This is a genomic window from Arthrobacter sp. Leaf337, assembly GCF_001423745.1.
GTDB lineage: Bacteria > Actinomycetota > Actinomycetes > Actinomycetales > Micrococcaceae > Arthrobacter.
Genome location: NZ_LMPC01000023.1, coordinates 162144 through 188047, shown reverse-complemented (window position 1 = coordinate 188047; position 25904 = coordinate 162144). Strand labels below are relative to the sequence as shown.

General features: G+C 65.7%; 25 protein-coding genes. 14 read left to right on the top strand and 11 right to left on the bottom strand.

Annotated features, from left to right (window positions below; genetic code table 11):
• Position 1: 1 nt before the first annotated feature.
• Positions 2-2485 (top strand): 5-methyltetrahydropteroyltriglutamate--homocysteine S-methyltransferase, encoded by a 2484-nt coding sequence (metE, locus tag ASF98_RS15680; RefSeq protein ID WP_235506040.1) that lies wholly within the window; start codon positions 2-4, stop codon positions 2483-2485.
• On the opposite strand, the gene ASF98_RS15675 is transcribed toward metE, so the two are convergent.
• Positions 2412-2918, bottom strand: a complete 507-nt coding sequence (locus tag ASF98_RS15675) for a DUF2004 domain-containing protein (protein WP_055803732.1) — start codon at positions 2916-2918, stop codon at positions 2412-2414. The two genes, metE and ASF98_RS15675, sit on opposite strands and share 74 nt — an antisense overlap.
• Before the next feature lie 111 nt (positions 2919-3029).
• Between ASF98_RS15675 and ASF98_RS15670 the strand changes: the two genes are divergently transcribed.
• Positions 3030-4469, top strand: a complete 1440-nt coding sequence (locus ASF98_RS15670) for an aldehyde dehydrogenase family protein (protein WP_055803475.1) — start codon at positions 3030-3032, stop codon at positions 4467-4469.
• Here the strand turns inward: ASF98_RS15670 and ASF98_RS15665 are convergent.
• Positions 4466-5380 carry a LysR family transcriptional regulator gene (locus tag ASF98_RS15665; protein ID WP_055803472.1) on the bottom strand — a complete coding sequence of 305 codons (915 nt, stop codon included), beginning with the start codon at positions 5378-5380 and terminating at the stop codon, positions 4466-4468. The genes ASF98_RS15670 and ASF98_RS15665 overlap by 4 nt on opposite strands.
• 209 nt (positions 5381-5589) lie before the next feature.
• Between ASF98_RS15665 and ASF98_RS15660 the strand changes: the two genes are divergently transcribed.
• The 8 genes from ASF98_RS15660 (at position 5590) to ASF98_RS15625 (ending at position 14562) form a co-directional block, all read left to right on the top strand.
• Complete coding sequence (locus ASF98_RS15660; RefSeq protein ID WP_055803469.1) at positions 5590-7002, top strand: NAD(P)/FAD-dependent oxidoreductase; 1413 nt, start codon at positions 5590-5592, stop codon at positions 7000-7002.
• The gene (locus ASF98_RS15655) at positions 7002-7733 is read left to right on the top strand and encodes a DUF1365 domain-containing protein (protein WP_055803466.1); all 732 of its coding nucleotides are present in this window, start codon (positions 7002-7004) and stop codon (positions 7731-7733) included. The genes ASF98_RS15660 and ASF98_RS15655 overlap by 1 nt, the downstream gene beginning before the upstream one ends.
• On the top strand, positions 7730-9139 hold the full coding sequence (locus tag ASF98_RS15650; RefSeq protein ID WP_082506880.1) for a class I SAM-dependent methyltransferase: 1410 nt from the start codon (positions 7730-7732) through the stop codon (positions 9137-9139). Before ASF98_RS15655 ends, ASF98_RS15650 begins: the two co-directional genes overlap by 4 nt.
• 405 nt (positions 9140-9544) lie before the next feature.
• Positions 9545-9790 (top strand): glutaredoxin-like protein NrdH, encoded by a 246-nt coding sequence (gene nrdH / locus ASF98_RS15645; protein WP_011692201.1) that lies wholly within the window; start codon positions 9545-9547, stop codon positions 9788-9790.
• A gap of 116 nt (positions 9791-9906) precedes the next feature.
• Entirely contained in the window at positions 9907-10335 is a 429-nt protein-coding gene (gene nrdI, locus ASF98_RS15640; RefSeq protein ID WP_055803727.1) for a class Ib ribonucleoside-diphosphate reductase assembly flavoprotein NrdI, read from the top strand.
• A gap of 2 nt (positions 10336-10337) precedes the next feature.
• Positions 10338-12494: a class 1b ribonucleoside-diphosphate reductase subunit alpha gene (gene nrdE / locus ASF98_RS15635; protein WP_200939385.1), complete on the top strand. Its 2157-nt coding sequence runs from the start codon at positions 10338-10340 to the stop codon at positions 12492-12494.
• Positions 12495-12584: 90 nt separating this feature from the next.
• A complete protein-coding gene (nrdF, locus tag ASF98_RS15630; protein ID WP_028269034.1) occupies positions 12585-13559 on the top strand; it encodes a class 1b ribonucleoside-diphosphate reductase subunit beta in 975 nt (324 codons plus the stop codon).
• A gap of 175 nt (positions 13560-13734) precedes the next feature.
• Positions 13735-14562 (top strand): VOC family protein, encoded by an 828-nt coding sequence (locus ASF98_RS15625; protein ID WP_055803463.1) that lies wholly within the window; start codon positions 13735-13737, stop codon positions 14560-14562.
• A 38-nt stretch (positions 14563-14600) separates the two neighbouring features.
• Here the strand turns inward: ASF98_RS15625 and ASF98_RS15620 are convergent, their stop codons facing one another.
• The 5 genes from ASF98_RS15620 to ASF98_RS15600 form a co-directional block, all read right to left on the bottom strand.
• Complete coding sequence (locus tag ASF98_RS15620) at positions 14601-16304, bottom strand: HNH endonuclease signature motif containing protein (protein ID WP_082506879.1); 1704 nt, start codon at positions 16302-16304, stop codon at positions 14601-14603.
• 79 nt (positions 16305-16383) lie between these two features.
• A complete protein-coding gene (locus ASF98_RS15615; protein ID WP_082506878.1) occupies positions 16384-16908 on the bottom strand; it encodes a DUF2087 domain-containing protein in 525 nt (174 codons plus the stop codon).
• An 81-nt stretch (positions 16909-16989) separates the two neighbouring features.
• The gene (locus ASF98_RS15610; protein WP_055803459.1) at positions 16990-17388 is read right to left on the bottom strand and encodes a nuclear transport factor 2 family protein; all 399 of its coding nucleotides are present in this window, start codon (positions 17386-17388) and stop codon (positions 16990-16992) included.
• Positions 17389-17432: 44 nt separating this feature from the next.
• Positions 17433-18542, bottom strand: a complete 1110-nt coding sequence (locus tag ASF98_RS15605) for a cytochrome P450 (protein WP_082506894.1) — start codon at positions 18540-18542, stop codon at positions 17433-17435.
• A gap of 72 nt (positions 18543-18614) precedes the next feature.
• Positions 18615-19109, bottom strand: a complete 495-nt coding sequence (locus ASF98_RS15600; protein ID WP_156372430.1) for a hypothetical protein — start codon at positions 19107-19109, stop codon at positions 18615-18617.
• A gap of 67 nt (positions 19110-19176) precedes the next feature.
• On the opposite strand from ASF98_RS15600, the gene ASF98_RS15595 reads away from it, so the two are divergent.
• On the top strand, positions 19177-19422 hold the full coding sequence (locus tag ASF98_RS15595; protein WP_055803449.1) for a hypothetical protein: 246 nt from the start codon (positions 19177-19179) through the stop codon (positions 19420-19422).
• A 44-nt stretch (positions 19423-19466) separates the two neighbouring features.
• Here the strand turns inward: ASF98_RS15595 and ASF98_RS15590 are convergent, their stop codons facing one another.
• The gene (locus ASF98_RS15590; protein WP_055803446.1) at positions 19467-20177 is read right to left on the bottom strand and encodes a maleylpyruvate isomerase family mycothiol-dependent enzyme; all 711 of its coding nucleotides are present in this window, start codon (positions 20175-20177) and stop codon (positions 19467-19469) included.
• 372 nt (positions 20178-20549) lie between these two features.
• Between ASF98_RS15590 and ASF98_RS15585 the strand changes: the two genes are divergently transcribed.
• Positions 20550-21536, top strand: a complete 987-nt coding sequence (locus ASF98_RS15585) for a dienelactone hydrolase family protein (protein WP_055803443.1) — start codon at positions 20550-20552, stop codon at positions 21534-21536.
• Positions 21529-22374: a CPBP family intramembrane glutamic endopeptidase gene (locus ASF98_RS15580; RefSeq protein WP_082506876.1), complete on the top strand. Its 846-nt coding sequence runs from the start codon at positions 21529-21531 to the stop codon at positions 22372-22374. Before ASF98_RS15585 ends, ASF98_RS15580 begins: the two co-directional genes overlap by 8 nt.
• On the opposite strand, the gene ASF98_RS15575 is transcribed toward ASF98_RS15580, so the two are convergent.
• Positions 22270-23319 carry a ribonuclease Z gene (locus ASF98_RS15575; protein ID WP_082506893.1) on the bottom strand — a complete coding sequence of 350 codons (1050 nt, stop codon included), beginning with the start codon at positions 23317-23319 and terminating at the stop codon, positions 22270-22272. The genes ASF98_RS15580 and ASF98_RS15575 overlap by 105 nt on opposite strands.
• Positions 23320-23453: 134 nt before the next feature.
• Here ASF98_RS15575 and ASF98_RS15570 point away from each other — a divergent pair, with 134 nt between their 5' ends.
• Positions 23454-23972: a DNA alkylation repair protein gene (locus ASF98_RS15570; RefSeq protein ID WP_055803433.1), complete on the top strand. Its 519-nt coding sequence runs from the start codon at positions 23454-23456 to the stop codon at positions 23970-23972.
• On the opposite strand, the gene ASF98_RS15565 is transcribed toward ASF98_RS15570, so the two are convergent.
• Both ASF98_RS15565 and ASF98_RS15560 read right to left on the bottom strand, forming a co-directional pair.
• Entirely contained in the window at positions 23939-24178 is a 240-nt protein-coding gene (locus ASF98_RS15565; RefSeq protein ID WP_055803430.1) for a hypothetical protein, read from the bottom strand. The genes ASF98_RS15570 and ASF98_RS15565 overlap by 34 nt on opposite strands.
• 40 nt (positions 24179-24218) lie before the next feature.
• Positions 24219-25637: a polysaccharide deacetylase family protein gene (locus ASF98_RS15560; protein WP_055803427.1), complete on the bottom strand. Its 1419-nt coding sequence runs from the start codon at positions 25635-25637 to the stop codon at positions 24219-24221.
• Between the last annotated feature and the right edge of the window lie 267 nt (positions 25638-25904).

Sequence of the window (25904 nt, the reverse complement as noted above, 5' to 3'; positions counted from 1 at the left end):
CATGACTGAGCAGAACACCCCGGCCGTGACCACGCCCTTCCCCTCCGCCTCGATCCTGGGCTACCCGCGCATCGGCCGCCGCCGCGAACTCAAGAAGGCCGTCGAAGCCTACTGGGCCGGCAAGATCGACGCCGCCGCCCTGGACGCCGCCGCCAAGGAAATCCAGCTGGGCACCGCCAAGCGCCTGCAGGGCCTGGGCCTGACCGAAGCCGCCGCTGTTCCGGGCACCTTCTCCTTCTACGACCAGGTGCTCGACGCCGCCACCCACCTCGGCGCCGTACCGGCCCGTTTCGGCAACCTCCTCAACGCCGAGGGACAGCTGGACATCGACGGCTACTTCACGCTGGCCCGCGGTAACAAGGACGAGCAGCCGCTGGAAATGACCAAGTGGTTCGACACCAACTACCACTACCTCGTCCCGGAAATCGGCCCGGAGACCAACTTCGCGCTGACCTCCAACCGCATTGTCGAGGAATTCGAATACGCCCTGTCCAACGGTGTGGAGACCCGCCCGTACATCGTGGGTCCGGTCACCTTCCTGCTGCTGAGCAAGGCTTCCGACGACGCGCCGGCCGGCTTCAGCCCGCTGTCCCGCCTCGAGGACGTCCTGCCGGTCTACGCCGCGCTGCTGGAGAAGCTCGCCGCCGCCGGCGCCAGCTGGGTCCAGCTGGACGAGCCCGCCCTGGTGGTTGACCAGGACACCTCCGCCGAGGAGATCCAGGCCGCGGTTGCCCGCTCCTATGAAGTCCTGTCCGCTGTTGCCCAGCGCCCGCAGCTGTTCGTTTCCACCCCGTACGGCGCACTGAACGGCCAGCTCGGCACCCTCGCCGCCACCAACATCGACGCCCTGCACATCGACGTCTTCAAGGGCGCTGTTCCGTCCGCGGCGGCACTCGCCGCACTGGGCAACAAGACCCTGGTTGCCGGCGTCGTGGACGGCCACAACATCTGGCGCAACGATCTTGCCGCCTCCGCGGAGAAGATCGCCGAACTGAAGAAGTCCGTGGCCAAGCTCGCCATCAGCACCTCCACCTCCACCCAGCACGTCCCGCACGACGTCGAGGAAGAGGCCCAGCTGTCCGCTCAGCTCCGCAGCTGGCTGGCGTTCGCCGACCAGAAGGCCGTTGAGGTTGTCACCCTCGCAGGCCTGCTGACCGATGCCGGCGCAGTGCAGCCCGCCATCGACGAAGCCACCCGCATCATCGCCTCCCGTGCCGCCGCCGAGGGTGTGCAGCGCGCCGACGTCCGGGCCCGCACCGCGGCCCTGACCCCGGCCGACTTCAACCGCTCCGAGTACTCGGTCCGCGAAGCAGCCCAGGAAGAGGCCCTGCACCTGCCGCCGCTGCCCACCACCACCATCGGCTCTTTCCCGCAGACCTCCGAAATCCGTTCGGCCCGGGCCCGCAACAACAAGGGCGACCTGACCAACGAGCAGTACGAGCAGCTCATGAAGGACGAGATCAAGCGCGTTGTGGAGCTGCAGGAAGAGCTCGGCTATGACGTCCTGGTGCACGGCGAGCCCGAGCGCAACGACATGGTCCAGTACTTCGCCGAGAACCTGGAGGGCTTCGACGTCACGGTCCACGGCTGGGTCCAGTCCTACGGCTCACGCTGCACGCGTCCGTCCATCCTGTGGGGCGACGTCACCCGCAGCGCCCCCATCACGGTGGCCTGGGCCGAGTACGCCCAGTCGCTGACCAGCAAGCCCATGAAGGGCATGCTCACCGGTCCGGTCACCATCCTGGCCTGGTCCTTCGTCCGCGACGACCAGCCGCTGGGCGAGACCGCCAACCAGGTGGGCCTGGCGCTGCGCGACGAAATCGCCGACCTCGAAGCCGCCGGCATCAAGGTCATCCAGGTGGACGAGCCCGCCCTGCGTGAACTCCTGCCCCTGCGCAAGGCCGACCAGGCCGCATACCTGGACTGGTCCGTGAACTCGTTCCGCCTGGCCACCGCCGGTGCCGCCGACGCCACCCAGATCCACACCCACCTGTGCTACTCCGAGTTCGGCGCCATCATCGACGCGATCGACGGCCTGGATGCCGACGTCACGTCGATTGAAGCCGCACGTTCACGCATGGAGGTTGTCCACGACCTCGAGTCCCACGGCTTCGGCCGCGGCGTTGGCCCGGGCGTCTACGACATCCACTCGCCGCGCGTCCCCGGTGAGAAGGAAGTCACCGAGCTGCTCAGCACCGCTGTGAAGCACGTTCCGTCCCGCCAGCTCTGGGTCAACCCGGACTGCGGCCTGAAGACCCGCGGCTACGCCGAGACCGAAGAGTCCCTGCGCAACCTGGTTACGGCAACCAGGACGGTCCCACGGCGGACCCCCGCAGGCCTATTCCTGGCTGACCGTCCTGGTGGACGACAAGCCGGGACAGATTGCCCGCCTCTGGGCTTTAACAATCGATTTACGACTCCCAGACGATCTCGTCGTCCACCACACCGTCCTCGTCCGCGGACGCCACCAGGACTTCGTCGGTGAAGTGCTCGCCCAGGGTGAAATCCAGGACGAAGTAGCGTTCGGGCTGGCCGGGGTAGATACCCACATGGCCTAGTTTCAGAGCCTTCAGGAACACGGCATTGGTCAGCTGGCTCTTGTCCTCCACGCCGAACACCTTCTTGAGGTGCTCCTCCTTGATGGCGTTGCAGTGGAAGTGCCGGTACTCCTGGGGGCTGGTACCCTCCTGCTCCAGCTCATCGGCGATCATGTCCCGGACCTGGTCCACGAGCTCGGGCAAGTACCGCAGCCGGTAGTCCACCTTGTGCATGGCCGCCTCGTCGAAGTGGTCGTGGGCATTGATGTTCAGGTCCAGCTCTACCGGCTGGCCGCCCAGTTCATGCTTCGCTGCGATGTTGTGGTCCCGGCCGTGGTTGAGCTCGATTTCACCAAAGTGCCGGCTCGCTACCTTGTTCATATCTTCAACATAGCCCTCTCGGGCAGTCCATTCCAGCATCCGGGATTTTTTCTGGGGCTGTATCCCCGGGCTGCAGCCCGGGCTGCGTCCCGGCACGGGTACATTGATCGGATGCACACTGCCGCCGCCGTCGCCCGATCCCGCGAGCTCTTCGACAGCGGGGTGACCCGCCCGCTGGCGTGGCGCCTCGAACAACTCGGCAACCTGCGCAGGATGCTGACCGAACGGCGTGAGGATTTCATCGCTGCACTATTCAGCGACCTGGGCAAGCATCGGACTGAGTCCGCGATGACCGAAATTTCCTTTGTGACGGCCGAAGCCGCCCATCTGGAACGGCACCTGGCGGCCTGGCTCCGGCCCCGCCCGGTGGACGTGCCCGTTGTCCTGCAACCGGCCCGGGCGTGGACCGAGCTGACTCCGCTCGGTGTGGTGCTGGTGATCGGCACCTGGAACTATCCGGTCCAGCTGACCCTTGCACCCCTGGCCGGAGCGCTGGCGGCCGGCAACACCGTGGTGGTCAAGCCAAGCGAACATGCCCCCGCCACGTCCGCGGCCCTGGCCCGCTGGATGCCTGAATACCTTGGCGGCGCCGCGGAGGTGGTGACCGGAGGCATCCCGGAAACCACGGCGCTGCTGGCGGAGCGTTTCGACCACATCTTCTTCACCGGCGGGCAGGACGCAGCCCGCGTGGTCATGCGGGCTGCTGCCGATCACCTGACTCCCGTGACCCTTGAACTGGGCGGCAGATGCCCGGCCTTCGTGGACGAAACCGCCGACCTGGCCACCACTGCACGGCGCATTGCCTGGGGCCGGTTCGTGAACGCCGGCCAGACATGCGTGGCTCCGGACTATGTGCTGGCGACACCCAAGATACTGGACGCCCTCCAACCGCTGATCGTGGACGCCATCACCGCTATGTTCGGCAAGGATCCTGCGGGCAGCGCTTCCTACGGCCGGATCGTTGATGACCGGCACTTCGACCGGCTCGCTGAACTGGCGGACAGCAGCACGGTGGTCCACGGCGGCCAGCGGAACCGCGGCAGCCGCTACTTCGCACCCACCCTGCTGCGGCCGGCCCCCGGGGACGCAATCCTGGGCGAAGAAATCTTCGGCCCGCTCCTCCCGCTGGTGCCTGTATCAGGACGGGACGAAGCCATCCGCATGATCAATGCCGACCCCAAGCCGCTGGCCGTTTATGTGTTCAGCACGGACGACAGCGTCCGCGGGTCCTTCGCTGCCGAGACCTCATCGGGTGCGCTTGCGTATGGGGCGCCGGCCGCGCACGTCTCTGTCCCGGGCCTCCCATTCGGCGGGGTCGGCGGCAGCGGAATGGGGGCTTATCACGGCGAACATTCCGTGCGGACGTTCTCGCATGAGCGGGCCAGCCTGGACAAGCCGCTGTGGCCGGATACTTTCGGTCTTGCGTATCCGCCGTACGGCAAGGCGAAGGACAAGCTCGTGACCGCGCTGCTGTCATTCGCCGGGCGGGCGCCGGGGCTTCCGAAAATCCGACGTTCCAAAGCCCGCCGTTCCCAGGGCCGCGAATCCTAGCGCGTGGCTCCCAGGCTGTGCAGGGTGTCGGCCAGCAGTTCGACGAAGAGCTGGACCCGCGCCGTCTGCTTGTCATTGATCAGGAGGGCAAACACGTTGCGGGCGAGCCTGATCTCCGGAACATCGAGGACCACCACTCCGGTGGGCCGGTGCCGAAGGGCTAGTTCGGGCACGAGCGCGGCACCCAGGCCCGCGGCTGCCATTTCCAGGCTCGCGTGGAAGTCGTCGCTGTAGGCCACCACGCGCGGGTGCAGGTTACAGCTGGCGAAGAGGCGCTCAATGACCGTGGCGTCGCTGGTGCCCGGGTGATGGACAATCCACGGCATGTCGGAGAGGTGGTCCGCCGCCACCTTGGCGTCGGCGCGGAAACCCCAGGCCGCAGGCAGCACCACGCGGAATTCGTCGTCGCCGATCCATTGCCGGTTCACGGTGTGCGGCCACGCGAGGCCGGACTGACCCACCTGGTAGACCAGGGCAACGTCGAGTTCGCCGCCTGTGCGAAGCCCTTGGATGGTCTGGGACGGCTCCGCCACGGACACCCTGAGGTCGATGCCCAGATCCTTCCACTTCGGGTTCTGCAGGATCCGCGGCAGCACATAGGTTGCCAGGCTGGGGAAGATGCCGAGCCTGAGTTCCTGGTGGGTGGCGTCGTGTGTCCGGGAGGCGGCGGCCATCAGGGCTTCGATGTCCGTCAGGACCTTGGCGGCATGCCGCGTCATCACCAGGGCGGCTTCGGTGGGCTGGATGCTCCGGGCTGAACGCTGGAAGAGATCCACGCCGGTGTCCCGCTCCAAGGCGGACATCTGCTGGGAAACAGCCGATGCCGTGTAGCCCAGCCGGTTGGCGGCCGCCGCGAATGAACCCAGGCGGGTCACCTCCACGAGGGTCCGCAGGTGAACAGGGTTGATCAATGGTTGTCCTTCGCCTCGGAAATCCCGCTTCATTGTGGCATATCGCCCAGCGGCCCCGGAATGTCGCCGCTGACGGGCCGTGTCCATGGGGAAGAATCGCGTCAAGGCGGCCGGCTGGAATTCGCAGTCATCCGGGCGCCCTTCGGTGACGAATTGCCCATAAGACGATTCATCAGGACGATTCAGGCGAAGCCAACAGGAGCAGAACAGTGTCGCAAGCAGCAACGATTCCGGACGGCCGGCGGGTGGCCGTCATCGGCAGCGGCGTGGCAGGACTGACCGCAGCCTATGTCCTGAACCAGCGGGACAATGTGACCCTATTCGAGGCCGACTCCCGGCTGGGCGGCCATGCCCACACCCACGATGTCCCGCAGGCGGACGGCCCGGTCCTGGGCGTGGACACCGGTTTCATCGTGCACAACGAACGCACCTACCCGACGCTCCTGCGGCTCTTCGCGGAGCTCGGGGTGGAGACGCAGGACTCCGAGATGAGCATGTCGGTCCGCTGCGACGGCTGCGGCCTCGAATATGCCGGTGCCCGCGCCAAGGGGCGCGGCATTATCCCGCGGCCCTCCACCCTGCTGCGCGGCAGGTACCTGCTGATGCTGCTGGAAGTAACGCGCTTCCACCGCCGTGCCCGCGCCCTGCTGGCAGCGGAACCCGACGGCGGACCGGGCACCGATGCGTCCCGTCACGAGGATGCGTCCGGTCACGAGAACGTCAGCGCGGAGCCGGAACTGACGCTGGGGGAGTTCCTTGCCCGGGAGAAGTTCAGCAGCTACTTCATCTCGCACTTCATGACACCCGTTGTGAGCGCCGTCTGGTCCTGCGACCCCACCACGGCGCTGGCTTACCCGGCCCGCTACCTGTTTACCTTCCTGGCCCACCACGGCCTGCTCGGAGTGTCGGGCTCCCCGCAGTGGCGAACGGTCAAGGGGGGCTCGCGCACCTACGTGGACAAGCTGGCCGCCACCCTTCCCGATATCCGGCTGTCCAGTCCGGTGACTGCGCTGCGACGCCACGGGGAGGGTGTTGAACTGACCACCCCGCACGGCACGGAAACCTATGACGCCGTCGTGATTGCCGCGCATCCCGCGCAGGCACTGCGCATGCTCTCTGATGCTTCCCCTGCTGAGAAGGAGGCGCTCGGCGGAATGCCCTATTCGGTCAACCAGACGCTGTTCCACCGCGACGAAGCGGTGCTGCCGGCCAGTGCAAATGCCCAGGCGTCCTGGAATTACCGGCTGCCGTCCTGCGACGCACGTCCGGACAAAGTGCTGGTCAGCTACGACATGACGCGCCTGCAGCGGCTCAAGCCCGCTGACGGCGGACGCTACATCGTGAGCCTCGGTGAGTCCGAACTCATCGCCGACGGCACCGTCCTGGACCGAATGGTGTACGAACACCCGCAGTACACGCCCGATTCGCTCCGGGCCCAGCAGCAGATCCTCGCGCTGGGGGACGGGCGCCTTGCCTTTGCCGGCGCTTACCACGGCTGGGGTTTCCACGAGGACGGCGCGCTCTCGGGGGTCAAAGCGGCCGCCCGGCTCGGCCGGGACTGGGAACAGCCGGCCGGCGTGTCCGGTCCTGCACTGGCGGGCGTCGCCGCGGAGGGCGCCTGATGAACACACAGGCAGCCATCTACCGCACCTCCATCGCGCACGTGCGCCGCACGCCGCTGCACAATGCGTTCACGTACCGCAGCTACAGCTGGTTCGTCGACGTCGACCGGCTTCCGTCACTGCCGTGGCCGCTCCGGCCGCTCGCCGAATTCCGTGCCTCGGATCACCTCGGCGACCCGGAAGGCACGCTCCGGGGCAATGTGGAACGGTTCCTGCGGACCCGGGGGATAGAACCCGACGGCGGCCGGATCACCATGCTGGCCAGCGCCAGGGTGTTCGGCCACGTGTTCAACCCGCTCAGCCTGTTCTGGTGCCACGACGCCGGCGGCAACCTGCGCTGCGTCGTCGCCGAAGTGCACAACACCTATGGTGAACGGCACTGTTATCTGCTCGAAACGGACGACGCCGGCAGGGCCAGCGTGCCCAAAGCGTTCTACGTTTCCCCGTTCAACGACGTCGAGGGCCAGTACCGGATGAGGCTCCCGGAACCGGGGGAGCGGCTCGCGGTCTCCATCGTTCTGGAGCGCGAAGGGCAGAAGCCCTTCATCGCAACCGTCGACGGCGAACGCCACGAAGCCTCCCTGCCGAACATTCTCTCGGCAGCGCTCGCTGTCCCCCTGGCACCGCTGCGTGTAGCCGCGCAGATCCGCTGGCAGGGCCTCAAGCTCTGGGCACGTCGGCTGCCCATCATCAAACGACCACACCACCCCTCACAGGAGGCAGTCCAGTGACCATCACCGAAGCTACCGGATCCGCAGCAGGAAAGCCGGCGAACGAGCGTTCCGCCCCGGACCGTGCCGTCCTCGCCGCTGACTCCACGGTTCCCTACACTGTTCCCCAGCCGCCCGCCGTGGTTGACGCCGACATCTGGCCGAGCATTGCCACGGTGCCCTCCACCCTCAAGGCGCGGGTGGCCGGCCGGGCTGCCGACGCCATCTTCAGGGCAGCCGTGCGGCGGCTTCCGCTCGAAGTCCGCTACCCCGACGGGACCGTTCTTGGAAAGGCGGCCCCCGGCACGGCAGACGCCCCCGGCCGTCGGTACCCGGTGATGACCATGAACCGTCCCGAAGCCTTCGCTGCCCGGCTCGGCGACGGCGGACTCATCGGCCTGGGTGAGTCCTACATGGCCGGCGACTGGGACGCCGACGACCTCACCGCGGTGATGGAGGTTTTCGCTGCCCGCGTCGGCACCCTGGTGCCGGAGCCGCTGCAGAAACTGCGGGCCCTCTACCTGCCGCGGCAGCCGCGCAGGGAGCGCAACACGGAGCAGAACACCCGCTCCAACATTTCGCGGCACTACGACCTCTCCAACGAGCTCTTTGCCTCCTTCCTGGACAGCACCATGACCTACTCCAGCGCACTCTTCCCGGAGAGCGGCGACGCCCTTCGGACCGTTGCCTGGGACGGTTTCGCCGAGGCGCAGCAGGCCAAGATCGACCGGCTGCTGGACAAGGCCGGCGTCCGCGAGGGGACACGCGTGCTGGAAATCGGCACCGGCTGGGGCGAGCTTGCGCTGCGAGCCGCTGCCCGCGGAGCCACGGTCTACTCGGTCACGCTGTCCAGCGAACAGCAGGAGCTCGCCCGGCAGCGCGTGGCCGAGGCCGGCTACGCCGACGCCGTCACCATTGAACTCAAGGACTACCGGGCGGTGGAAGGTGAGTACGACGCCGTCGTCTCGGTGGAAATGATCGAGGCCGTCGGCTACGAATACTGGGCCACGTACTTCCAGACCATCGAGCGCGTCCTGGCCCCCGGCGGGAAGGTGGCCATCCAGGCCATTACCATCGCGCACGACCGGCTGATCGCCACCCGGACGAGCTACACGTGGGTGCACAAGTACATCTTCCCCGGCGGCGTCATCCCCTCCGTCCGGGCCATCGAGGAAATCACCGAGAAGCAGACCGGACTCCGGGTCCGTGAACGCCTCGCCATGGGCGAGCACTACGCGCAGACCCTGCGCCTCTGGGAGGAACGGTTCATGTCCCGCGCCGACGAGGTGGCGGCCATGGGCTTCGACGCGATCTTCCAGCGGATGTGGCTGTTCTACCTCTGCTACTCCCGGGCAGGGTTCGAGACGGGCTACCTGGACGTCCAGCAGATAGTCCTGGACCACGCAGCGACAAAGCACCACATCTAGTTCCGTTCATCACATCGGGGCCCTGAATCTGCATTGAGGGCCCCTTTTGTGTGCCCTCCGACACGCCCGCCGCACAGTCACGACACGCCGTCCACCGGGCGACACGCGGAGCGATTAATTGTGGCTAACTACTCCACAGGGTGTGGATTTCGTCCGCGAAAACAGCTGAATCCCGGACATTTTTGACCACCCGGCCTGTGGATTAACGGTGCATTAAATGACATACTTGTAATACATCATCTTGGGGTCCACGTCGGGGCCGTGCACTACATGTAGTATCGACATACAGATTGAGCGGGACGCAGGACCGGCACGGATGAGGGGTTTCAGTTCCGGGCAGTGTCTACCGCAACGATGAACAAGAGACTTCAAAAAGCAGTGACTTCAACAAAGGGGACAGGAACCATGACCGTTACGGTTTACACGAAGCCGGCCTGTGTTCAGTGCAACGCAACGTACCGCGCGCTGGACAAGAAGGGCATCACCTACCAGAGCGTCGACATCTCTCAGGATGCAGACGCCCTTGAGCGCCTGAAGGCCCTTGGCTACATGCAGGCCCCCGTCGTGGTCACGGACCAGGACCACTGGTCAGGCTTCCGCCCGGACAAGATCGAAGAGCTGGCGCTGAGCGCCGCCGCATCCGTGGCCTAGCCCCAGCTTCATCCGCCGTTTCCGGCAAAGAACTTTACGTAGATGAGGTGACTCCCATGGCAGCGCCGGCACTTGCCGATGCGCCGCTCGCAGCGGATGCTGCGAATACGACGCCGATGACACGGACATCCAGTCACCTCATCTACTTTTCCTCGGCCTCCGAGAACACCCGGCGCTTCGTGGAGAAGCTCGGCCGGGATGCGGCCAGGATTCCCCTGCATCAGCGTGAGCCTGAACTCGTGGCCTCCGAGCCCTTCGTGCTGGTGGTTCCCACCTATGGCGGGACTGGCGGCGAGGGATCCGTGCCAAAACAGGTGATCCGGTTCCTCAACAACCCGCAGAACAGAACCCTGGTCCGCGGAGTGATCAGCGCAGGAAACACAAATTTCGGGGACAACTACTGCATGGCAGGCGACATCATCGCCTTCAAATGCCAGATACCGCACCTCTACCGCTTCGAACTCATGGGGACGCCTGAAGACGTCCGCCTGGTAAATCAAGGATTGGACAAGTTTTGGACACTACTGTCGCAGACACAGAAGTAACCATGCCCGCCGTCGAGAAGACTGCAGAGAAGCCGCCGCTGCCCGCCGCCTACAAGGGCTTGGGCTACCACGAGCTGAACGCCATGCTGAACCTGTACGGGCCGAGCGGTGAAATCCAGTTCGAGGCGGACCGCGAGGCCGCGCACCAGTACTTCCTGCAGCACGTGAACAACAACACCGTGTTCTTCCACGACCTGGAAGAGAAGCTCGACTACCTGGTGAAGAACCAGTACTACGAGCGCGAGACCCTCGACCAGTACACGATGAACTTCATTCGCGAGCTCTTCAACCGCGCATACAAGAAGAAGTTCCGCTTCGAGACCTTCCTGGGCGCCTTCAAGTTCTACACGTCCTACACGCTGAAGACGTTCGACGGCAAGCGATTCCTGGAGCGCTACGAGGACCGCGTGTGCATGGTTGCCCTGCACCTGGCCCGCGGCGACGAGCAGCTTGCCCTGCAGATGGTGGACGAGATCATCGAGGGCCGCTTCCAGCCGGCCACCCCCACGTTCCTGAACGCCGGCAAGAAGCAGCGCGGCGAGCTGGTCTCCTGCTTCCTGCTCCGCATCGAAGACAACATGGAGTCGATCGGCCGGTCCATCAACTCCGCCCTGCAGCTGTCCAAGCGCGGCGGCGGCGTGGCGTTCGCGCTGACCAACATCCGCGAAGTCGGTGCACCGATCAAGCAGATCGAAAACCAGTCCTCCGGCGTCATCCCCGTGATGAAGCTCCTCGAGGACAGCTTCTCCTACGCCAACCAGCTCGGTGCCCGCCAGGGCGCCGGTGCCGTGTACCTGCACGCCCACCACCCGGACATCTACCGGTTCCTGGACACCAAGCGGGAAAACGCGGACGAGAAGATCCGCATCAAGACCCTCTCGCTCGGCGTCGTGATCCCGGACATCACCTTCGAGCTGGCCAAGCGGGACGAGGACATGTACCTGTTCTCCCCGTACGACGTCGAAAAGGTCTACGGCATGCCGTTCTCCGACGTCTCGGTCACCGAGAAGTACTACGAGATGGTGGACGACTCCCGGATCAAGAAGACCAAGATCAAGGCACGCGAGTTCTTCCAGACGCTCGCCGAGATCCAGTTCGAGTCCGGCTACCCGTACATCATGTTCGAGGACACCGTAAACCGGGAAAACCCGATCGACGGCAAGATCATCATGTCCAACCTGTGCTCCGAGATCCTCCAGGTCTCCCAGCCCACCACGTACCACGATGACCTGTCCTACGACCAGACCGGCAAGGACATCTCCTGCAACCTGGGCTCGCTGAACATCGCGAAGACCATGGATTCGCCGGACTTCGGCCTGACCATCGAGACGGCGATCCGCTCGCTCTCGGCTGTTTCGGACATGTCCAACATCACCTCGGTGCCCTCCATCGCCCGCGGCAACGACCAGAGCCACGCTATTGGCCTCGGCCAGATGAACCTGCACGGCTACTTGGCACGTGAGCGGGTCCACTACGGTTCCGAAGAGGGCCTGGACTTCACCAACATCTACTTCTACTCGGTGGTATACCACGCCGTCCGCGCCTCCAATAAGCTGGCCATCCAGACCGGCCAGACCTTCGGCGGCTTCGAGAAGTCCAAGTACGCCTCGGGGGAGTTCTTCGACAAGTACACCGAGCAGGAATGGATCCCGCAGACCGAGAAGGTCGCGGAGCTGTTCAAGAACATCCACATCCCCACCCAGGATGACTGGCGCGAGCTGAAGGCTTCGGTCATGGAGCACGGCATCTACAACCAGAACCTGCAGGCCGTTCCGCCGACGGGCTCGATCAGCTACATCAACAACTCCACCTCCTCGATCCACCCGGTGGCGTCCAAGATCGAGATCCGCAAGGAAGGCAAGCTGGGCCGCGTGTACTACCCGGCGCCGTACCTGACGAACGACAACCTGGAGTACTACCAGGACGCGTACGAGATCGGCTACGAGAAGGTCATCGACACCTACGCCGCGGCCACGCAGCATGTGGACCAGGGCCTGTCCCTGACGCTGTTCTTCAAGGACACCGCCACCACGCGCGACATCAACAAGGCCCAGATCTACGCCTGGAAAAAGGGCATCAAGACCATCTACTACATCCGTCTCCGCCAGCTAGCGCTGGAAGGGACCGAGGTGGACGGCTGCGTCAGCTGCATGCTCTAATCTTCAACTAAATCGCGACAGTACGACGGCGGGCGCCCGCCCGCCGTCGTACGCTTAACTTCAAGAACAACCCAACGTTTAGGGGATGACATGACCGAAAAGGTCAAGCTGCTTAGCCACGTCGAGGCGATCAACTGGAACCGTATCCAGGACGACAAGGACGTGGATGTCTGGAACCGCCTCGTCAACAACTTCTGGCTGCCGGAGAAGATCCCGCTGTCCAACGACGTCCAGTCCTGGGCAACGCTGACTCCTGACGAGCAGCAGCTCACCATGCGCGTGTTCACCGGCCTGACCCTGCTGGACACCATCCAGGGCACCGTCGGCGCCGTCTCGCTGATTCCGGATGCGATCACCCCGCATGAAGAAGCCGTGTACACGAACATCGCCTTCATGGAGTCCGTGCACGCGAAGAGCTACTCCTCCATCTTCTCCACGCTGGCCTCCACGAAGGAGATCGACGAGGCGTTCCGCTGGTCCACCGAGAACGCGAACCTTCAGAAGAAGGCGCAGATCGTCATGGACTACTACCAGGGCGACGATCCGCTGAAGCGGAAGGTGGCCTCCACGCTGCTGGAGAGCTTCCTGTTCTACTCGGGCTTCTACCTGCCGATGTACTGGTCCTCACGTGCCAAGCTGACGAACACGGCAGACCTCATCCGCCTGATCATCCGTGACGAGGCCGTGCACGGATACTACATTGGCTACAAGTTCCAGAAGGGCCTGGAGAAGGTCTCCGAGGAGAAGCGCCAGGAGATCAAGGACTACACGTTTGAGCTGCTCTTCGAGCTGTACGAGAACGAAGTCCAGTACACGCACGACCTCTACGACTCCGTCGGCCTGGCCGAGGACGTCAAGAAGTTCCTGCACTACAACGCCAATAAGGCTCTGATGAACCTGGGCTACGAGGCCATGTTCCCGGCTTCCGTTACCGACGTGAACCCGGCAATCCTGTCGGCCCTGTCGCCGAACGCCGACGAGAACCACGACTTCTTCTCGGGGTCGGGTTCAAGCTATGTGATCGGCAAGGCTGTCAACACCGAAGATGAGGACTGGGACTTCTAGGTTCAGTCTGTTCTTCTTCTTTGCTTCACCAATAGAAATTTGGAACGGCCCCGCATGCAGACAGACGCGTGCGGGGCCGTTCCCGCGCTTGCGCCCTGGCGCCAACGCGCCGGCCATGTGGGGTACCCGGCCGGATCCTGCCTCGTTAGGCTTTGTCCATGGACGGGAGCCAGATATGACCGAACGGACCTACCCGCACGGCGTCCCAAGTTGGATCGACACGGAGCAGCCTGACGTCGAGGCGGCCGTCGAGTTCTACTCTGGACTCTTTGGCTGGACGTTCGAGGACGTCATGCCGTCGGGAGCGCCTGGCCGTTACTTGATAGCAAAGCTGGACGGCCAGGACGTCGGCGGGATGGCCAGCGCCCAGGAGGGTCCGGCTGTGTGGAGCACCTACATAGCCGTCGAGGACACGGATGCCGCCGTGCAGCGGCTGGTCGCCGCCGGTGCCACGGTGCGATTGGCCCCCGCAGATGCCGGTGAAGGCGGACGCAGTGCGGCACTGACCGATCCGGAGGGTGCCGAGTTCCGCATCTGGCAGGCCAGACGGCGCTTAGGGGCACAAGTGGTCAATCTGCCAGGGGCCTGGAATTTCAGCGACCTCCACACGGCCAAGCCCGGCGCGGCCATTGCGTTCTACCAGGGCGCGTTCGACTGGCAGGTCGACGACCTTGGTTTCGCGATAATGATCCGAAGGCCCGGTTATGGTGACCACCTTGAAGCGACAGTCGATCCGGACATCAGGGCGAGGCAGTCCGGGCTCGTCGCCCCACCCGGCTTCGAGGACGCGATCGCCTGGATCGCGACCGCGGCCCCCGACGAACCGCCGCACTGGCACGTCTCATTCACCGTCGCTGACCGGGACCGGACGGTATCGGATGCCAAGCGACTCGGCGCACAAGTCATTCGCCAGAACGAGACCAAGTGGACGCGTACGGCACTAATCCGGGACCCCCAAGGCGCGGAGTTTACCGCCAGCCAGTTCACGCCCCCTGAGGGGTGAAGGATCCTGCAGCACGCTGTCAATCAGGACACTGCCGATCAGGCGCCCTGAAGTAGGAACGCCTCCGGGAGGAACTCCTCCGAGGGCTCTGGCCTGGGGTGCTCGTCAGCGTCCGCGGAGGGAAGTCGATGCCCGGCCGTGAAGAGGTGCCATTCCGGGAAGGGGTCCGGGGGTAGCTCCGGTTCGGAATCGAGGCAGGGTTCCTGCATGAGATAGCCGTTGTGTGCCGGGTTGGGACGATGTTCTGGATCTGCGGGCGGCCCCAAATCCGTGCGTGCGTCCACTGTCGCCATGTGGTGTGGCCAGTGTGGTGGTTCCCAGTCCTGGTGTTCGCTGGGGTAATGGCGCCCTGACGGTGAGGTCCATCCTGGCGGGTTGTTCTTGCTGGCTGCGGTTGGTGTCCAGGCGGAGCTGTGTTTGAGGCGGTGGTGTTTGGGGCAGGGCTGGCCGAGGTTGGAGATTCCGGTGGTGCCGCCGTCGGCCCAGGCCAGGAGGTGGTCTGCGTCGTTGTCCAGGGAGTGGTTGTTGCAGCCGGGGAAGGGGCATTTCCCGTCGCGGAGCCGGAGCCACTGACGTTGGGCTTTCGTGAGGCGGTAGCTGGTCCGTCCGATTTCCAAGGGCGCCCCGTCGCGGGGGTCCGTCAGGACGCGGTAGAAGGAGTCGGCGCCGTCTGCGATCAGGCGGCGGGCCATGGACGGCGGGATCGGGCCGTACCCGTCGAGCATGGCCGGTTCGTCTGTGGCCCCCAGGAGGGATAGGACCGGGACAGTGACAAGAACCTGGGCCCGCGGCGACGGGACACCCCTGGCCGCATTCCCGCCCAACCCGGTGCCGCCGTCGGCCGTTCCGCCGGTGGTGCCGGCCGCGCCGGGGTGCTCGCCAGCGGTGTGGCCGGTGAGGAGCCAGGTGGCCGCGGCGTCAGCGCGGAGCTGGGTGAGGGTCCTGGTTTCGTCCGGGCCTTGGAGGGCGCGGGCGGCGGTGGTGCTCCGTTCCCAGATCCCTGCGGCGGTGTCGGCAGGGAGGTAGGCCGAAAGCCAGGCCATGCCGTCCCGGTCCGGGTGGTACTCGAGCCGCCGGTCTGCTGCGCTCTTGGTGTGGCGTTTTTCGATGCTGACCCGGTGGTGGCGTTCGCGCCAGGTGCGGGCCTTGGCGCGGAACCGGGACGGGACAAGGTCCCCGGCCGGGCACCCGCGGGCCGGGCTCGGTGCGTCCGGGTCCAGGAAGTGCGCTTCCAGGGCGGCCGCTCCGGCGGGATCCAGGCCGGTGGTTTCGTCGACGATGATCCGGGCGTGCTGCCAGGAAATCGTCCCGGTCTGCAGGGCAGCCAGCGTCAGCGGCAGCGCCGTGGTCAGTGTCAGGGAGTCGGACAGGAGGGCGCCGGCAGCGCGTTCAGTGACGGTCAGGACGCAGGCGAGCTCGGCAACGGTGGCCATCTCCTGGGCGGTGCAGTCCTGAGGGGATAACGCCGGCGGCGTCAGGGCCGTGGCCGCCCGCAGGTAGTCCGCGGCAAGCCTTACCTTCAAAGCGGCGGTCCGGGCTTCCAGCCGGCCCAGTTCGGCCAGTCCGTCCAGGCACGCATCCGCCACATCCCGCAGCGGATCGGCCTCCGGCGGCAGGCCGCCGTCGGGCACCCAGGCGCGTTCCGCGCCGGCGCCGAAAGACGACGCCATGACGGCCGCGGAAGCGGAGACGGCCGTCATGGCGTCCCTGCTCTCCGCGCTCCAGGCCGTGCTGCTGTCCATACCCACAGCATCTCAGGAGGCACTGACATTCTTTGATGCATTTGCCGGATTCGTCAGCAGCCCTTGCCGCACAAGGGCACTATGTCTCTTTCGGCCGGGAATACGAGGACCCGGAGCGGGTCCGTTCCAGAAGGCCGAAGTCGACCATGTAGCGACGAAGCAACACGACGTCGTCGGTATAACTGAGAAGTCGTTCATTGACCTGTTTTTCTGTGAGGTCTTCGCCGGCTTTGATGGCATCGCCGACGATCCAGGTCAGGAGGTACCGTCGCTCCGCCTTGTTGGCCGGATACCTCTCGATCCTGCCCAAACGCATAAACCGGGCCACGCCCGTCTCCGGCTGCCGCCGGGGTTGTTGCGTGAGAAGGTCACGGAAGACCGCCTCGGACGCCACCAGTTCACCGGCCGCGTTCCGGTCAACGAGCCCGGACTCAAGAAGGGCGTCGACGGCACGGTTGCGTCGCTGATCCTTCAGATCAGGGACAGCTTCGGGGAGTTTGGTGCCTAGCACTATCCGGGCGTAAACGGTCCGCGCGTCGTTGTTGGCGAGGGCCGCCATCACTCGCCGCCAGTGCGGTCCGCTATGCCTCGTTCCTCCGGTCACGGCCTTCTCCTCACCCTGTGTGCCGCCAGCGGTGCCCTGTGTGCCGCCAGCGGTCCAAGGCAGCCGAGAAACACATCATCGTCACCCGTTCACGGTGTCGGCGTGCCGATGCGCCACCCTCCACTCGCCGTCCTCGCGGCGATAGATCTGGGTGGCGCGGAGGGTGTAACTGCGTGGCTGACCGTCGACGGAGGTGGAAATATGCTCCAAGCCGGCGGTATAGGCCATGGCGCCGACCACGTCGTAGGCCTGCAGTTCGAAAGTGTAGGACGTGCAGTTGGAGAAGGCTCTCTCGAGGACAGCGAAGGCCTCGTCCACCTCCTGCTGCCCAAACGCATTCCGCCACGCGCCCAGGATGCTCACAGGCTCGTGCCGGGACCAAAGCGCCCGGCGCGGGGCCGAGTCGCCGTTATGGAGGGCCAGTTCCGCCGCATGCAGCGAGGACTTCACCCAGATCAGGAAGTCGTCGGCGTCGCTCATACCTTAGTATGCCTCCGGCCGGGTGCTGATGGCGATCAGCACCCTCAGCCCGCCTCCCACGTCACCGGCAACTCCTTGAGTCCGTAGACGATGGTGCTGTCCATCCGCTCAAGTCGCGTCCCTTCGGTAACCGCCAAGCCGGGCAGCCGCGACAGGATGGCCTCCAGCGCGATTCTGGCTTCAAGCCTGGCAAGAGGGGCGCCAAGGCAAAAGTGAATGCCCTGGCCGAACGCGAGATGCCGGGAAGGGCCACGATCGATGTCGAACTGGTCAGGTTCCGTGAAGTGCCGCTCGTCGCGGTTCGCCGATCCGATCCACGCCACCAGCGGAGCGCCGGCTGAAATCTGAACATCGCCCAAAGCGGTATCGGCAGCAGCGACCCGGTACATGGACTGGACCGGTGAACGGTACCGCAGCACTTCCTCGATCGCCTGCGGCAGCAGCTGCGGCTCGGCGAGGAGCCGTTCGATGGTTCCCGGCACTTCGGTGAAGCAAAGCACAGCGTTGCCGATCAGGTTGGTGGTTGTTTCGTTGCCGGCCACCAGAAGCAGGCTGCAGAAGCCCAGCAATTCGGCCACGCTGAGTTTCTGCCCGTCAATCTCGGCCGAGAGCAAGTTGCTGATCAGGTCGTTTCCGGGCTGCATCCGGCGCTGTTCGATCAGGTCCAGGAAGTACCCGGTCATCTCAACGTTGGTGGCGTGGTGGTCGGCATCCGCCGCCCCGGACCTCGTTTGGCTGACGATGACATCGGACCACTGCTTGAAACGGTCGCGGTCCTCCGGGGGCACACCCATGAGCTCCGCAATGACGATCACCGGCAGCGGGTAGGCCAATCCCTCAATCAGGTCGGCAGTGCCGGCACCAACGATCCCGTCCAGCAACTCGTCCGTCAGGGCTGAGATGCGGGGAGCCAACGCATCCACTGCTTTCGGTGTGAACGCCTGGGTCACCAGCGAGCGCAGTTGCCGGTGCCGGGGCGGATCCGTGGTGATCAGGCTCGCCGCAAACAGCTGGCCTGTCTCCGACGGATCGTCCCCGCCCATCCTTGAGGAGAAGGTGGCATGTTCGGACAGCACCCGCTGTACGTCGTCGTACCGGAAGACATGCCAGCTCCCGGATTGCTGGTCCTGGAAGACGGATGCACTCTCCCTCATCGCCCGGTACTGGGGAAACGGGTCAAGCGATTGCGTAAAGTCCGCTGCAAAGTCCACGGCTGGCCTCTCTGCTCAGCCCGGCAGTCTTTCGGCCCTGGCCGAAGCGTCGGGGCGGGTGGGCCAATGGCCCGTGAGACCCTGAGCATATCCAAGAAGGCCCGGCTCGTCAGTAGCTAAGTGGTCCCATGCTCTCGACGTCCCGGGAGAGCAGCTCAACAGTCCGCACGATCGACGTGCGCCGGCGTACCCCGTCCGCCGTCGGGTGATCACAGCACGCACGTTCGGGACGGCGACCCAGGCGTGGCACAGCGTCACGATGGTCAACAGCAGGTCTTCGGCCGCCGCCTCACTGATGGCCGGGAGCGCGCGGCGGATCTCAGCAGCCTTGTTCGCTGCCAGCAGCGCCCGCCGTTCGGCGTCAATGGGATCGCCGCGCTCCAGCCCTTCCCAGAACGTCAGCCGGGCCAGGCTGGGAAAGCTTGTCGAGAAATCGAAGTACCTCCCCGCGAAGTCGGCAACGGCCTCAGGACCCGAGCCCACCACGGGGAGGTCCTCCAATGCCGTCACGAGCTGCCGCCCGAGTGCGGCAGATGAGACGGACGGGCACCATCATCGACCCCCGGGCCTGGCGTCCATGCACACCAGGGCATTCATCACCTGGGTGGCGATCTTTCCCATGGCGGCGCAGGGAATGTACCTGTTGGGAATCGTCGCGCCGGAATGGCCACCGGTCCTTCGCGCCTTCGTCCTGACCCTGGTGGTGGTCCCCACGGCCGTCTACTTTGCCGTTCCCCGACTGCTGATGGTTCAGGGCCGGGTCAGCAGGGCGGTGCGCAGGCGCAGGCTCCGCCGCGTGGCAAGCCTGCAGTCACGGGTCTGAACCGGCGCACGACGGCGGCTGGTTGCCTTGGGCGCTTGTCCGCCTTACGGCGTAAGAGGCTCCCGCAGAACACGAAGCGCGAGGCCTGCGTCACCGTCGATGGCTGCCGTCTCCTGCAGGCTGGACCGGCCCCAGAGGCCGAGGTACATGTCCGGTAGCGCCGCGGTGACGGATGCCGCAGCGGTGCCGCTGCCCACCGTCCAGCTTCCCGCGCCGGGCACACGAAGGCCGGGCACACGGAACGAAACTGCCTGCTCCTGCGGCCGCATCCGGCCCAGCCTCACTTGGCGCGGGGTGAACATCGCCAGGACCTCGGCAACGCCGTCGATCATGAAGTCCTCGCTCAAAGCCGGCGCCGCCCGTCCGGACGCCTGGCAGGCGTCGATGAGGTGGATGGCGTGCTCGTGCGCCTGGCGCCGGAGCCAGAAGCCTGCCGTACGCGGCGGCGGTCCGAAGTTCCAGCACTGTGCCCCGGGATCCACGGACGTCATCGTCGCGAGGAACGGTTCGGCGCCCTCGATGAACCAGGCGGCCGCACCTGTGGCCGGCGGCGCCGGTTCCTCGACGTATTTCCCGCCACGAACCACCGCGGCCGCCCAGCGTTCGATGGAGCCAAGGTGCCCGAATAGCTGTTCCAGCGTCCACCCTGGGCAGGCCGGTACCGGACGGGACAACACGTCGTCTGGCTGGCGGGCGAGCTCGGTGAGGCGTTCGAGGAAGCGGGCCAGCTCGGCGAGGTAGCGATCGGGCGACATGGCATGAGCCTAACCCGCGGGGCATCTGTTCTCCCCAAGGCAGATGTTGAATCGTCGGAGGTGGACTGCCGGCCTGCGGTGCAGCTGGCGAGCCCTTCCGGCTACAGGACGAAGGTTCATCATGAAGCGCACACGTCTTTCCGCCATCGGCCTCATGGCAGCTGCAGCCCTTGCCCTTGCCGGCTCCGGGTCCACCACGCCATCCGGCTCGACGCCGGCGGGCGGCGCGGACGCGTGGACCGGCTGCTCAACCCGTTCTAGGGCAACGCCCGGAGCCACAGCGCTGCGGTCAATCCTGCGGCAAACCCAGCGGGCCCTTGCCCCAGGATTGACCGCAGGGGAGGATAATTGGCAAACGGCAGGAGGCTCTCCATGACCCAGCAACTCGGCAAATTTGAGAAATACCTGATCGAGGAATTCTTCGACGATTACCGTGCCGGTGCCATGAGCCGGCACACGTTCACGCGACGGGTGGCGTTCATCACCGGGAGCATGGCCGCTGCTGCGGCCGCCATGGCACTGGTGGGCTGCACGCCGCAGGAGCTTCCGCGCAGCACCGATCCGATGCCGACGCCCACCCCGTCCGCGGCGTCGAACGGCACCGGCACAAGCACGGCATCCCCAGGCGCGGTGCCCGGCGCCAAGAGCCCGCTGTCCGTTCCCGAGGGCGCTCCCGGCTTGGTCACCGCAACCGTGCGGTTCCCTGCCGGCGGTACCGACATCAGCGCCTACCTTGCCCGGCCGGAAGGCGGCAAGCCCGGACCCGCCGTGCTCATCTGCCATGAAAACCGCGGGCTGACCCCGCACATCCAGGACGTGGCACGACGCTTCGCCAAAGCAGGCTACGCTGCCCTGGCCCTGGACCTGCTGAGCAGGGAGGGAGGAACGGCGAGCCTGGACCGGGACGCCGTCCCGGGCGCACTGACCCAGGCCGGAGCGAAGCGCCACGTCGGGGACTTCTCGGCAGCCTTCGACTACCTGAACGCACAGGACTTCGTCGATTCCGGGCGGATTGCCATGACGGGCTACTGCTTCGGCGGCGGCATCACCTGGCAGGCGGCGACGGAACTGTCGGGGCTGAAGGCCACCTCGGCGTTTTACGGGCCCGCCCCGGATTTGGAGAAGGTCCCGGCCATCAAACCGGCCGTCCTTGGCGTCTACGCTGAACTTGATGACCGCATCACCGGGGCGATGCCGGCTTTCCGCGATGCCCTTGCCGCCACTGATGTCCGGCACGAGCTGAAGGTGTATCCCGGCGTCGACCATGCGTTCCACAACGACACCGGCGAGCGCTACAACGAGACCCAGGCCACCGCCGCCTGGAACGACACATTGGCCTGGTTTAGCAAGTATGTCTAACCGTTCGCCCGGGGCCGGAACGGGAGCAGGAGCCGGAGTCAGCGTCCGCAGCGGCATGTCGATGAAACTGCTCCCGGCGGCACTGGTGTCGCTCTCCGGCTTTGTCCTGTTCGTCCTGGAACAGAAAATCGCGGGGTACGGCCTCCTGGCGCTGGCCCTCATCACGGCGGGACTGATCGACCGTGCGCTCCTGCGCGACCTGGCCCTGATCGCCGCCGGGCTCGTGGCCATCAGCCTGGTGCCGATCACCACGGACATCAGCACCGAACATATGCTCGTCATGGGCACGGCCATGATCCTCGCGGTCGGCGTTCCTTACACAGTTTCGCGCTTTGTCTACAAGGACCATGCGGTTAAGTTTCCTGTGCTCACCGGCCACCCCTGGACTCGTGCGGAGAAATGGTACCTGGCCGCCGTCGTCGTGATGGGTTACGCGGTGCTTCCGGCGTATATGGTCAACACCGGTGTCTACAGCAATTGGCCCGCGGTGTCCGACCCGGAGGGGATCTTCCGGCTTTTCCTGGGCACCAACGTGCTGGGGATCTGGGATGAGCTCTTCTTTATCTGCACCGTTTTTATCCTCCTGCGCCGGCACCTGCCGCTGGCCCAGGCCAACGTGCTGCAGGCCGTCCTGTTCACGTCCTTCCTCTGGGAACTGGGGTTCCACGCCTGGGCGCCGGTGTTCATCTTTCCCTTCGCCCTGCTCCAGGCGTTCATCTTCACCCGGACAAAGTCACTGTCCTACATCGTGGCCGTGCACCTGCTGTTCGATTTCGTGCTGTTCCTGGTCCTGCTGCATGCCCACAACCGCGCCTGGATCGACATCTTCGTCTACTGACGGTGCAGGGAACGGGCGCGGCGTACCAATCGCGGGCCGAGCCCCGCCCGTACTCCAGGAAGCCCGCTCCCGCCTGGGCAGGGGAATCCTGTCCAGGTCCTCTGCGGCGACGACGGTGGCCCGGCCTGCGCGGGCACCGGCCTGTTCCGCCAACACGCTGACGTCCCCGTACCGGGACGAGAAATGCGTGAGGACCAGCATTCCGGCCCCGGCAGCGGACGCCAGATCGCCGGCCTGCCCGGCGGTGAGGTGAAGATACCGGGAGGCCAGCCCGGCGTCGTCGTCGCTGAACGTTGACTCCGCCACGAGGAGGTCCACGCCTTCGGCGAGCTCCCCGGCGCCGTCGCATTCCGCGGTATCCATCACGAACGCGAAGCTCTGGCCGGGGCGCGGAACGCTCACGTCTTCCAGCCGTACCCCGTGGAGGTTTCCCTCCCGTTGCAGCCGCGTGACGTCTCTTCCCGAGATCCCCGCCGCCGCCAGCCGATCGGGCAGCAGTGTGCGGCCGGCGGGCTCGACTAGCCGGTAGCCGAAAGTCTCAATACGATGCCGCAAGGGCCGCACCTCCAGGCCGGGCGCGATCGGCCCCGGTGCGGAGTGCGGGTGCAGCCGCAGTTCGAGGCCGGGGGAGGCGAGGGACACGAGGGCGCGGACCACCTCGGTGCCGGAGACCGGAAAATGAAGGTCCACCGGGTGCTGCACACCATCGAGCACCATTCGCGACAGTACGCCCGGAAGTCCGAGGCAGTGGTCCCCGTGAACGTGCGTCAGGCAGATCCGCGTCACCTGGCTGGCTGAGACGCCGGCGTGGATCATCTGCCGCTGGGTGCCTTCGCCGGGATCGAAGAGCATGCCCTCGCCGTCCCAGCGAAGCAGGTACCCGTTGTGGTTGCGGTTCCGCGTGGGAACCTGCGACGCGGTGCCGAGAACGACCAGTTCACGCATGGGACCGAGCATCTCACGCCGCAGTACCGGAGGACTACACGACGACGGCATTCCGTTGCGGCTGCTCCAGCTATACCGCACAGAACGCCTTCGGGAGTTCGATCCTCCGCCTGCGGGAACGGCAGAATAGTGGGATGACCGACGCCTGTGACTTCGTGGATGCCTCGCTGCAGCGCGAGAGCTCCTGGCTCCGGGCAGAAGAAGCACAAGCCCGGCTGGGCGACGGGCTTCAGTACTACGGCGCCTCCGTGGGCGCTGTGCGGGGGACCATCCGCGACATGCTGCGCCGCCACCGGGACCTCACACACGATGACATTACCGCGCTCAGCACCGAGCTGTGGTCGGCGCCCGTCTTCGAACGCCGGCTGGCGGCGGTTGTCCTGCTGCAGTCCCGTGTTGCCCTTTTGGACAACTCCGACCTCACCCGGATCGAGGGCTTTGTGCGGGAGGCGCAGCTGGGTGAGCTGGCGGACCCCCTCGCAACCGACGTCGTCCGTCCCTTGCTCGCAGGCCTGGAAGGACAGGCGAGGGTACGGGCGGACGTTGTGCTGGACCGCTGGGCGGGGGCTCCGGATCCGTGGCTGAGGCGGGCAGCCGAGCTGTCGCGGGCGGACGCCCCTCAGCCGCCGGCCCGGCGCTCCACCACCGCGTAGGCCTTGCCCTCCAGGAACTCCCAGTCCGTCACCACCATGAACCCGAGGGCGCTGACGCGGTCGTTGAGGACCAGGACGTCGAAGCCGCCGTCCCGCGGCTCCGCGTCCCACGTCGCCACATGAAGCTCCTTGCCCTCAAGGATCAGGAGCTCGGTATTGACGTCGAAGTCCTCCTGCGGCTGATCGCTCAGCTGGCAGATCGCCACGCAATAGTGTCTCACCTAGTATTCCGCTTCATGCCGGTTCCTACCGCGGGAAGGCGGTGTTGTAGCGGTACATGAAGGCCGCCATGGCCTCCCTGCTCACCGGCTGGACGGGACGGAACGTCTTGGTGCCGTTACTTTCGTCCCAGCCGGTGGAGATGTTCATTGACGCGAGCCAGGTGATCTCCTTGTAGAACTGCGTCTGCGGGCGAAGGTCAGTGAACGGGGAAGCGGCCGGTGCGTTGTAGGCCGGGCTGCTGGCGAAGCGGTACATAAAGGCAGCCATCGCGTCGCGGTTCACTGTCTGCAGCGGCCGGTACGACCTGGCGCCGTTGCCTTCGTCCCAGCCGGTGGAGATACCACTCGACGAGAGCCACGCGATTTCCTTGTAGAACTGGGTCTGTGGCGTGACGTCGACAAATGGGGAGGTGCCGGGTGGTGTAAATGCCGGACTTCCGGCGAGACGGTACATGAATGCTGCCATGGCATCGCGGTTGACGGCGAGCGCCGGACGGTACGTGCTGGTTCCGTTGGCTTCAATCCAGCCGGTGGAAATCCCCTGCGATGCGAGCCAGCTGATCTCCGTGAAAAACTGTGCGTTCGCCGGGACGTCCGTGAACGAGCCCGACGGCGAAGGGGACGGAGAGGGCGATGGAGACGGGGAGGGGGAGGGGGAAGGCGAGGGAGACGGGGAGGGGGAAGGCGACGGGGACGATACCGGGGACTGGCCCAATGCCTGTGCGACTGTGCGGACCGACGTCGTACCGTTTGCTGTCCGCGCGGCAAGCCACGTGACGAATTCCTTGAACAGTGCGGGGCTGATCGACAGGGACGGGTCCGTTCCGTTGGCGATCTCGTGGAAGGTCAGCTGCAGCCAACCGCCGGTTGTCTCGGCGTTGGTGACGGTAGCCTGCAGGTCCGCCAGGCTCCACGTGGCGGCCACCTGGTCCGGAGCCCTGGTGACCATGGGTTCCTGCGGCGGTAGCGTTTCGGCCACAGGGCAGTCGGCGCAGCTGGCAGGAGAGCGTATGTCGCCGAGGCCCCGGGAACTGGCGTAACCGCAGCCGCTGACTGCGGACTGGGCCGTGGCATTCACCGCAGCGAAGGGGTAGGCGAAGTTGCGGACGGTGAAGCCCCAGCCTTCGAGGGTCGACTTGCTGTTGCAGGCCTCCGCGCTCGCGGCCGCTGCGCTGAGCGTTGTCATGTCCGGATGGGTTACGCTGTGGCCGGCGATCTCGTTGCCGTCGGCGGCCAGAGTCTGCAGGTTCGCCCGGGTCAGGAACCCGGACTGGTCCACAAAGGACGTGGTGATGAAGAAGGTTCCCACCAGACCGTGGGCTTTCAGCTCCTGCGCGGCGGCCAGCTGGCTGCCGAGGCCGTCGTCGAACGTCAGGCTGACGATGGTCGGCCCCGCGGCCTTCGATGTGCCGGCGACACCCACCACCGTGCTGACAGCCAGCAACAGCGCTCCCAGGATGGCGACCCAACGCCGGCCGTGCCTACCCCCGGCCGTAGGCTCTGGGTGTTCCGCGACATGACGTGGCTGGTTGTGGACAGAACGATTTGACCAACGCATGATTCCTCCAGGCGTGTGAGTCCCCCCGCAAGAACATGCACGTAGACTACGCCTCGCGGCGTCAATGGAAAACACTCGAATTTGACAAACCGCAGATCCAAGTATATGTGGCGTGCCGCTACCTGCTTGTAGCCGCGCGAGCCGGGCCGCAGC

Coding starts and splice junctions, on each gene's coding strand:
- metE (WP_235506040.1), top strand. CDS start 2: ATGACTGAGCAGAACACCCCGGCCGTGACCACGCCCTTCCCCTCCGCC.
- ASF98_RS15675 (WP_055803732.1), bottom strand. CDS start 2,918: ATGAACAAGGTAGCGAGCCGGCACTTTGGTGAAATCGAGCTCAACCAC.
- ASF98_RS15670 (WP_055803475.1), top strand. CDS start 3,030: ATGCACACTGCCGCCGCCGTCGCCCGATCCCGCGAGCTCTTCGACAGC.
- ASF98_RS15655 (WP_055803466.1), top strand. CDS start 7,002: ATGAACACACAGGCAGCCATCTACCGCACCTCCATCGCGCACGTGCGC.
- nrdH (WP_011692201.1), top strand. CDS start 9,545: ATGACCGTTACGGTTTACACGAAGCCGGCCTGTGTTCAGTGCAACGCA.
- nrdI (WP_055803727.1), top strand. CDS start 9,907: ATGACACGGACATCCAGTCACCTCATCTACTTTTCCTCGGCCTCCGAG.
- nrdE (WP_200939385.1), top strand. CDS start 10,338: ATGCCCGCCGTCGAGAAGACTGCAGAGAAGCCGCCGCTGCCCGCCGCC.
- nrdF (WP_028269034.1), top strand. CDS start 12,585: ATGACCGAAAAGGTCAAGCTGCTTAGCCACGTCGAGGCGATCAACTGG.
- ASF98_RS15625 (WP_055803463.1), top strand. CDS start 13,735: ATGACCGAACGGACCTACCCGCACGGCGTCCCAAGTTGGATCGACACG.
- ASF98_RS15620 (WP_082506879.1), bottom strand. CDS start 16,304: ATGGACAGCAGCACGGCCTGGAGCGCGGAGAGCAGGGACGCCATGACG.
- ASF98_RS15610 (WP_055803459.1), bottom strand. CDS start 17,388: ATGAGCGACGCCGACGACTTCCTGATCTGGGTGAAGTCCTCGCTGCAT.
- ASF98_RS15605 (WP_082506894.1), bottom strand. CDS start 18,542: ATGAGGGAGAGTGCATCCGTCTTCCAGGACCAGCAATCCGGGAGCTGG.
- ASF98_RS15595 (WP_055803449.1), top strand. CDS start 19,177: ATGCACACCAGGGCATTCATCACCTGGGTGGCGATCTTTCCCATGGCG.
- ASF98_RS15590 (WP_055803446.1), bottom strand. CDS start 20,177: ATGTCGCCCGATCGCTACCTCGCCGAGCTGGCCCGCTTCCTCGAACGC.
- ASF98_RS15585 (WP_055803443.1), top strand. CDS start 20,550: ATGACCCAGCAACTCGGCAAATTTGAGAAATACCTGATCGAGGAATTC.
- ASF98_RS15580 (WP_082506876.1), top strand. CDS start 21,529: ATGTCTAACCGTTCGCCCGGGGCCGGAACGGGAGCAGGAGCCGGAGTC.
- ASF98_RS15575 (WP_082506893.1), bottom strand. CDS start 23,319: ATGCGTGAACTGGTCGTTCTCGGCACCGCGTCGCAGGTTCCCACGCGG.
- ASF98_RS15570 (WP_055803433.1), top strand. CDS start 23,454: ATGACCGACGCCTGTGACTTCGTGGATGCCTCGCTGCAGCGCGAGAGC.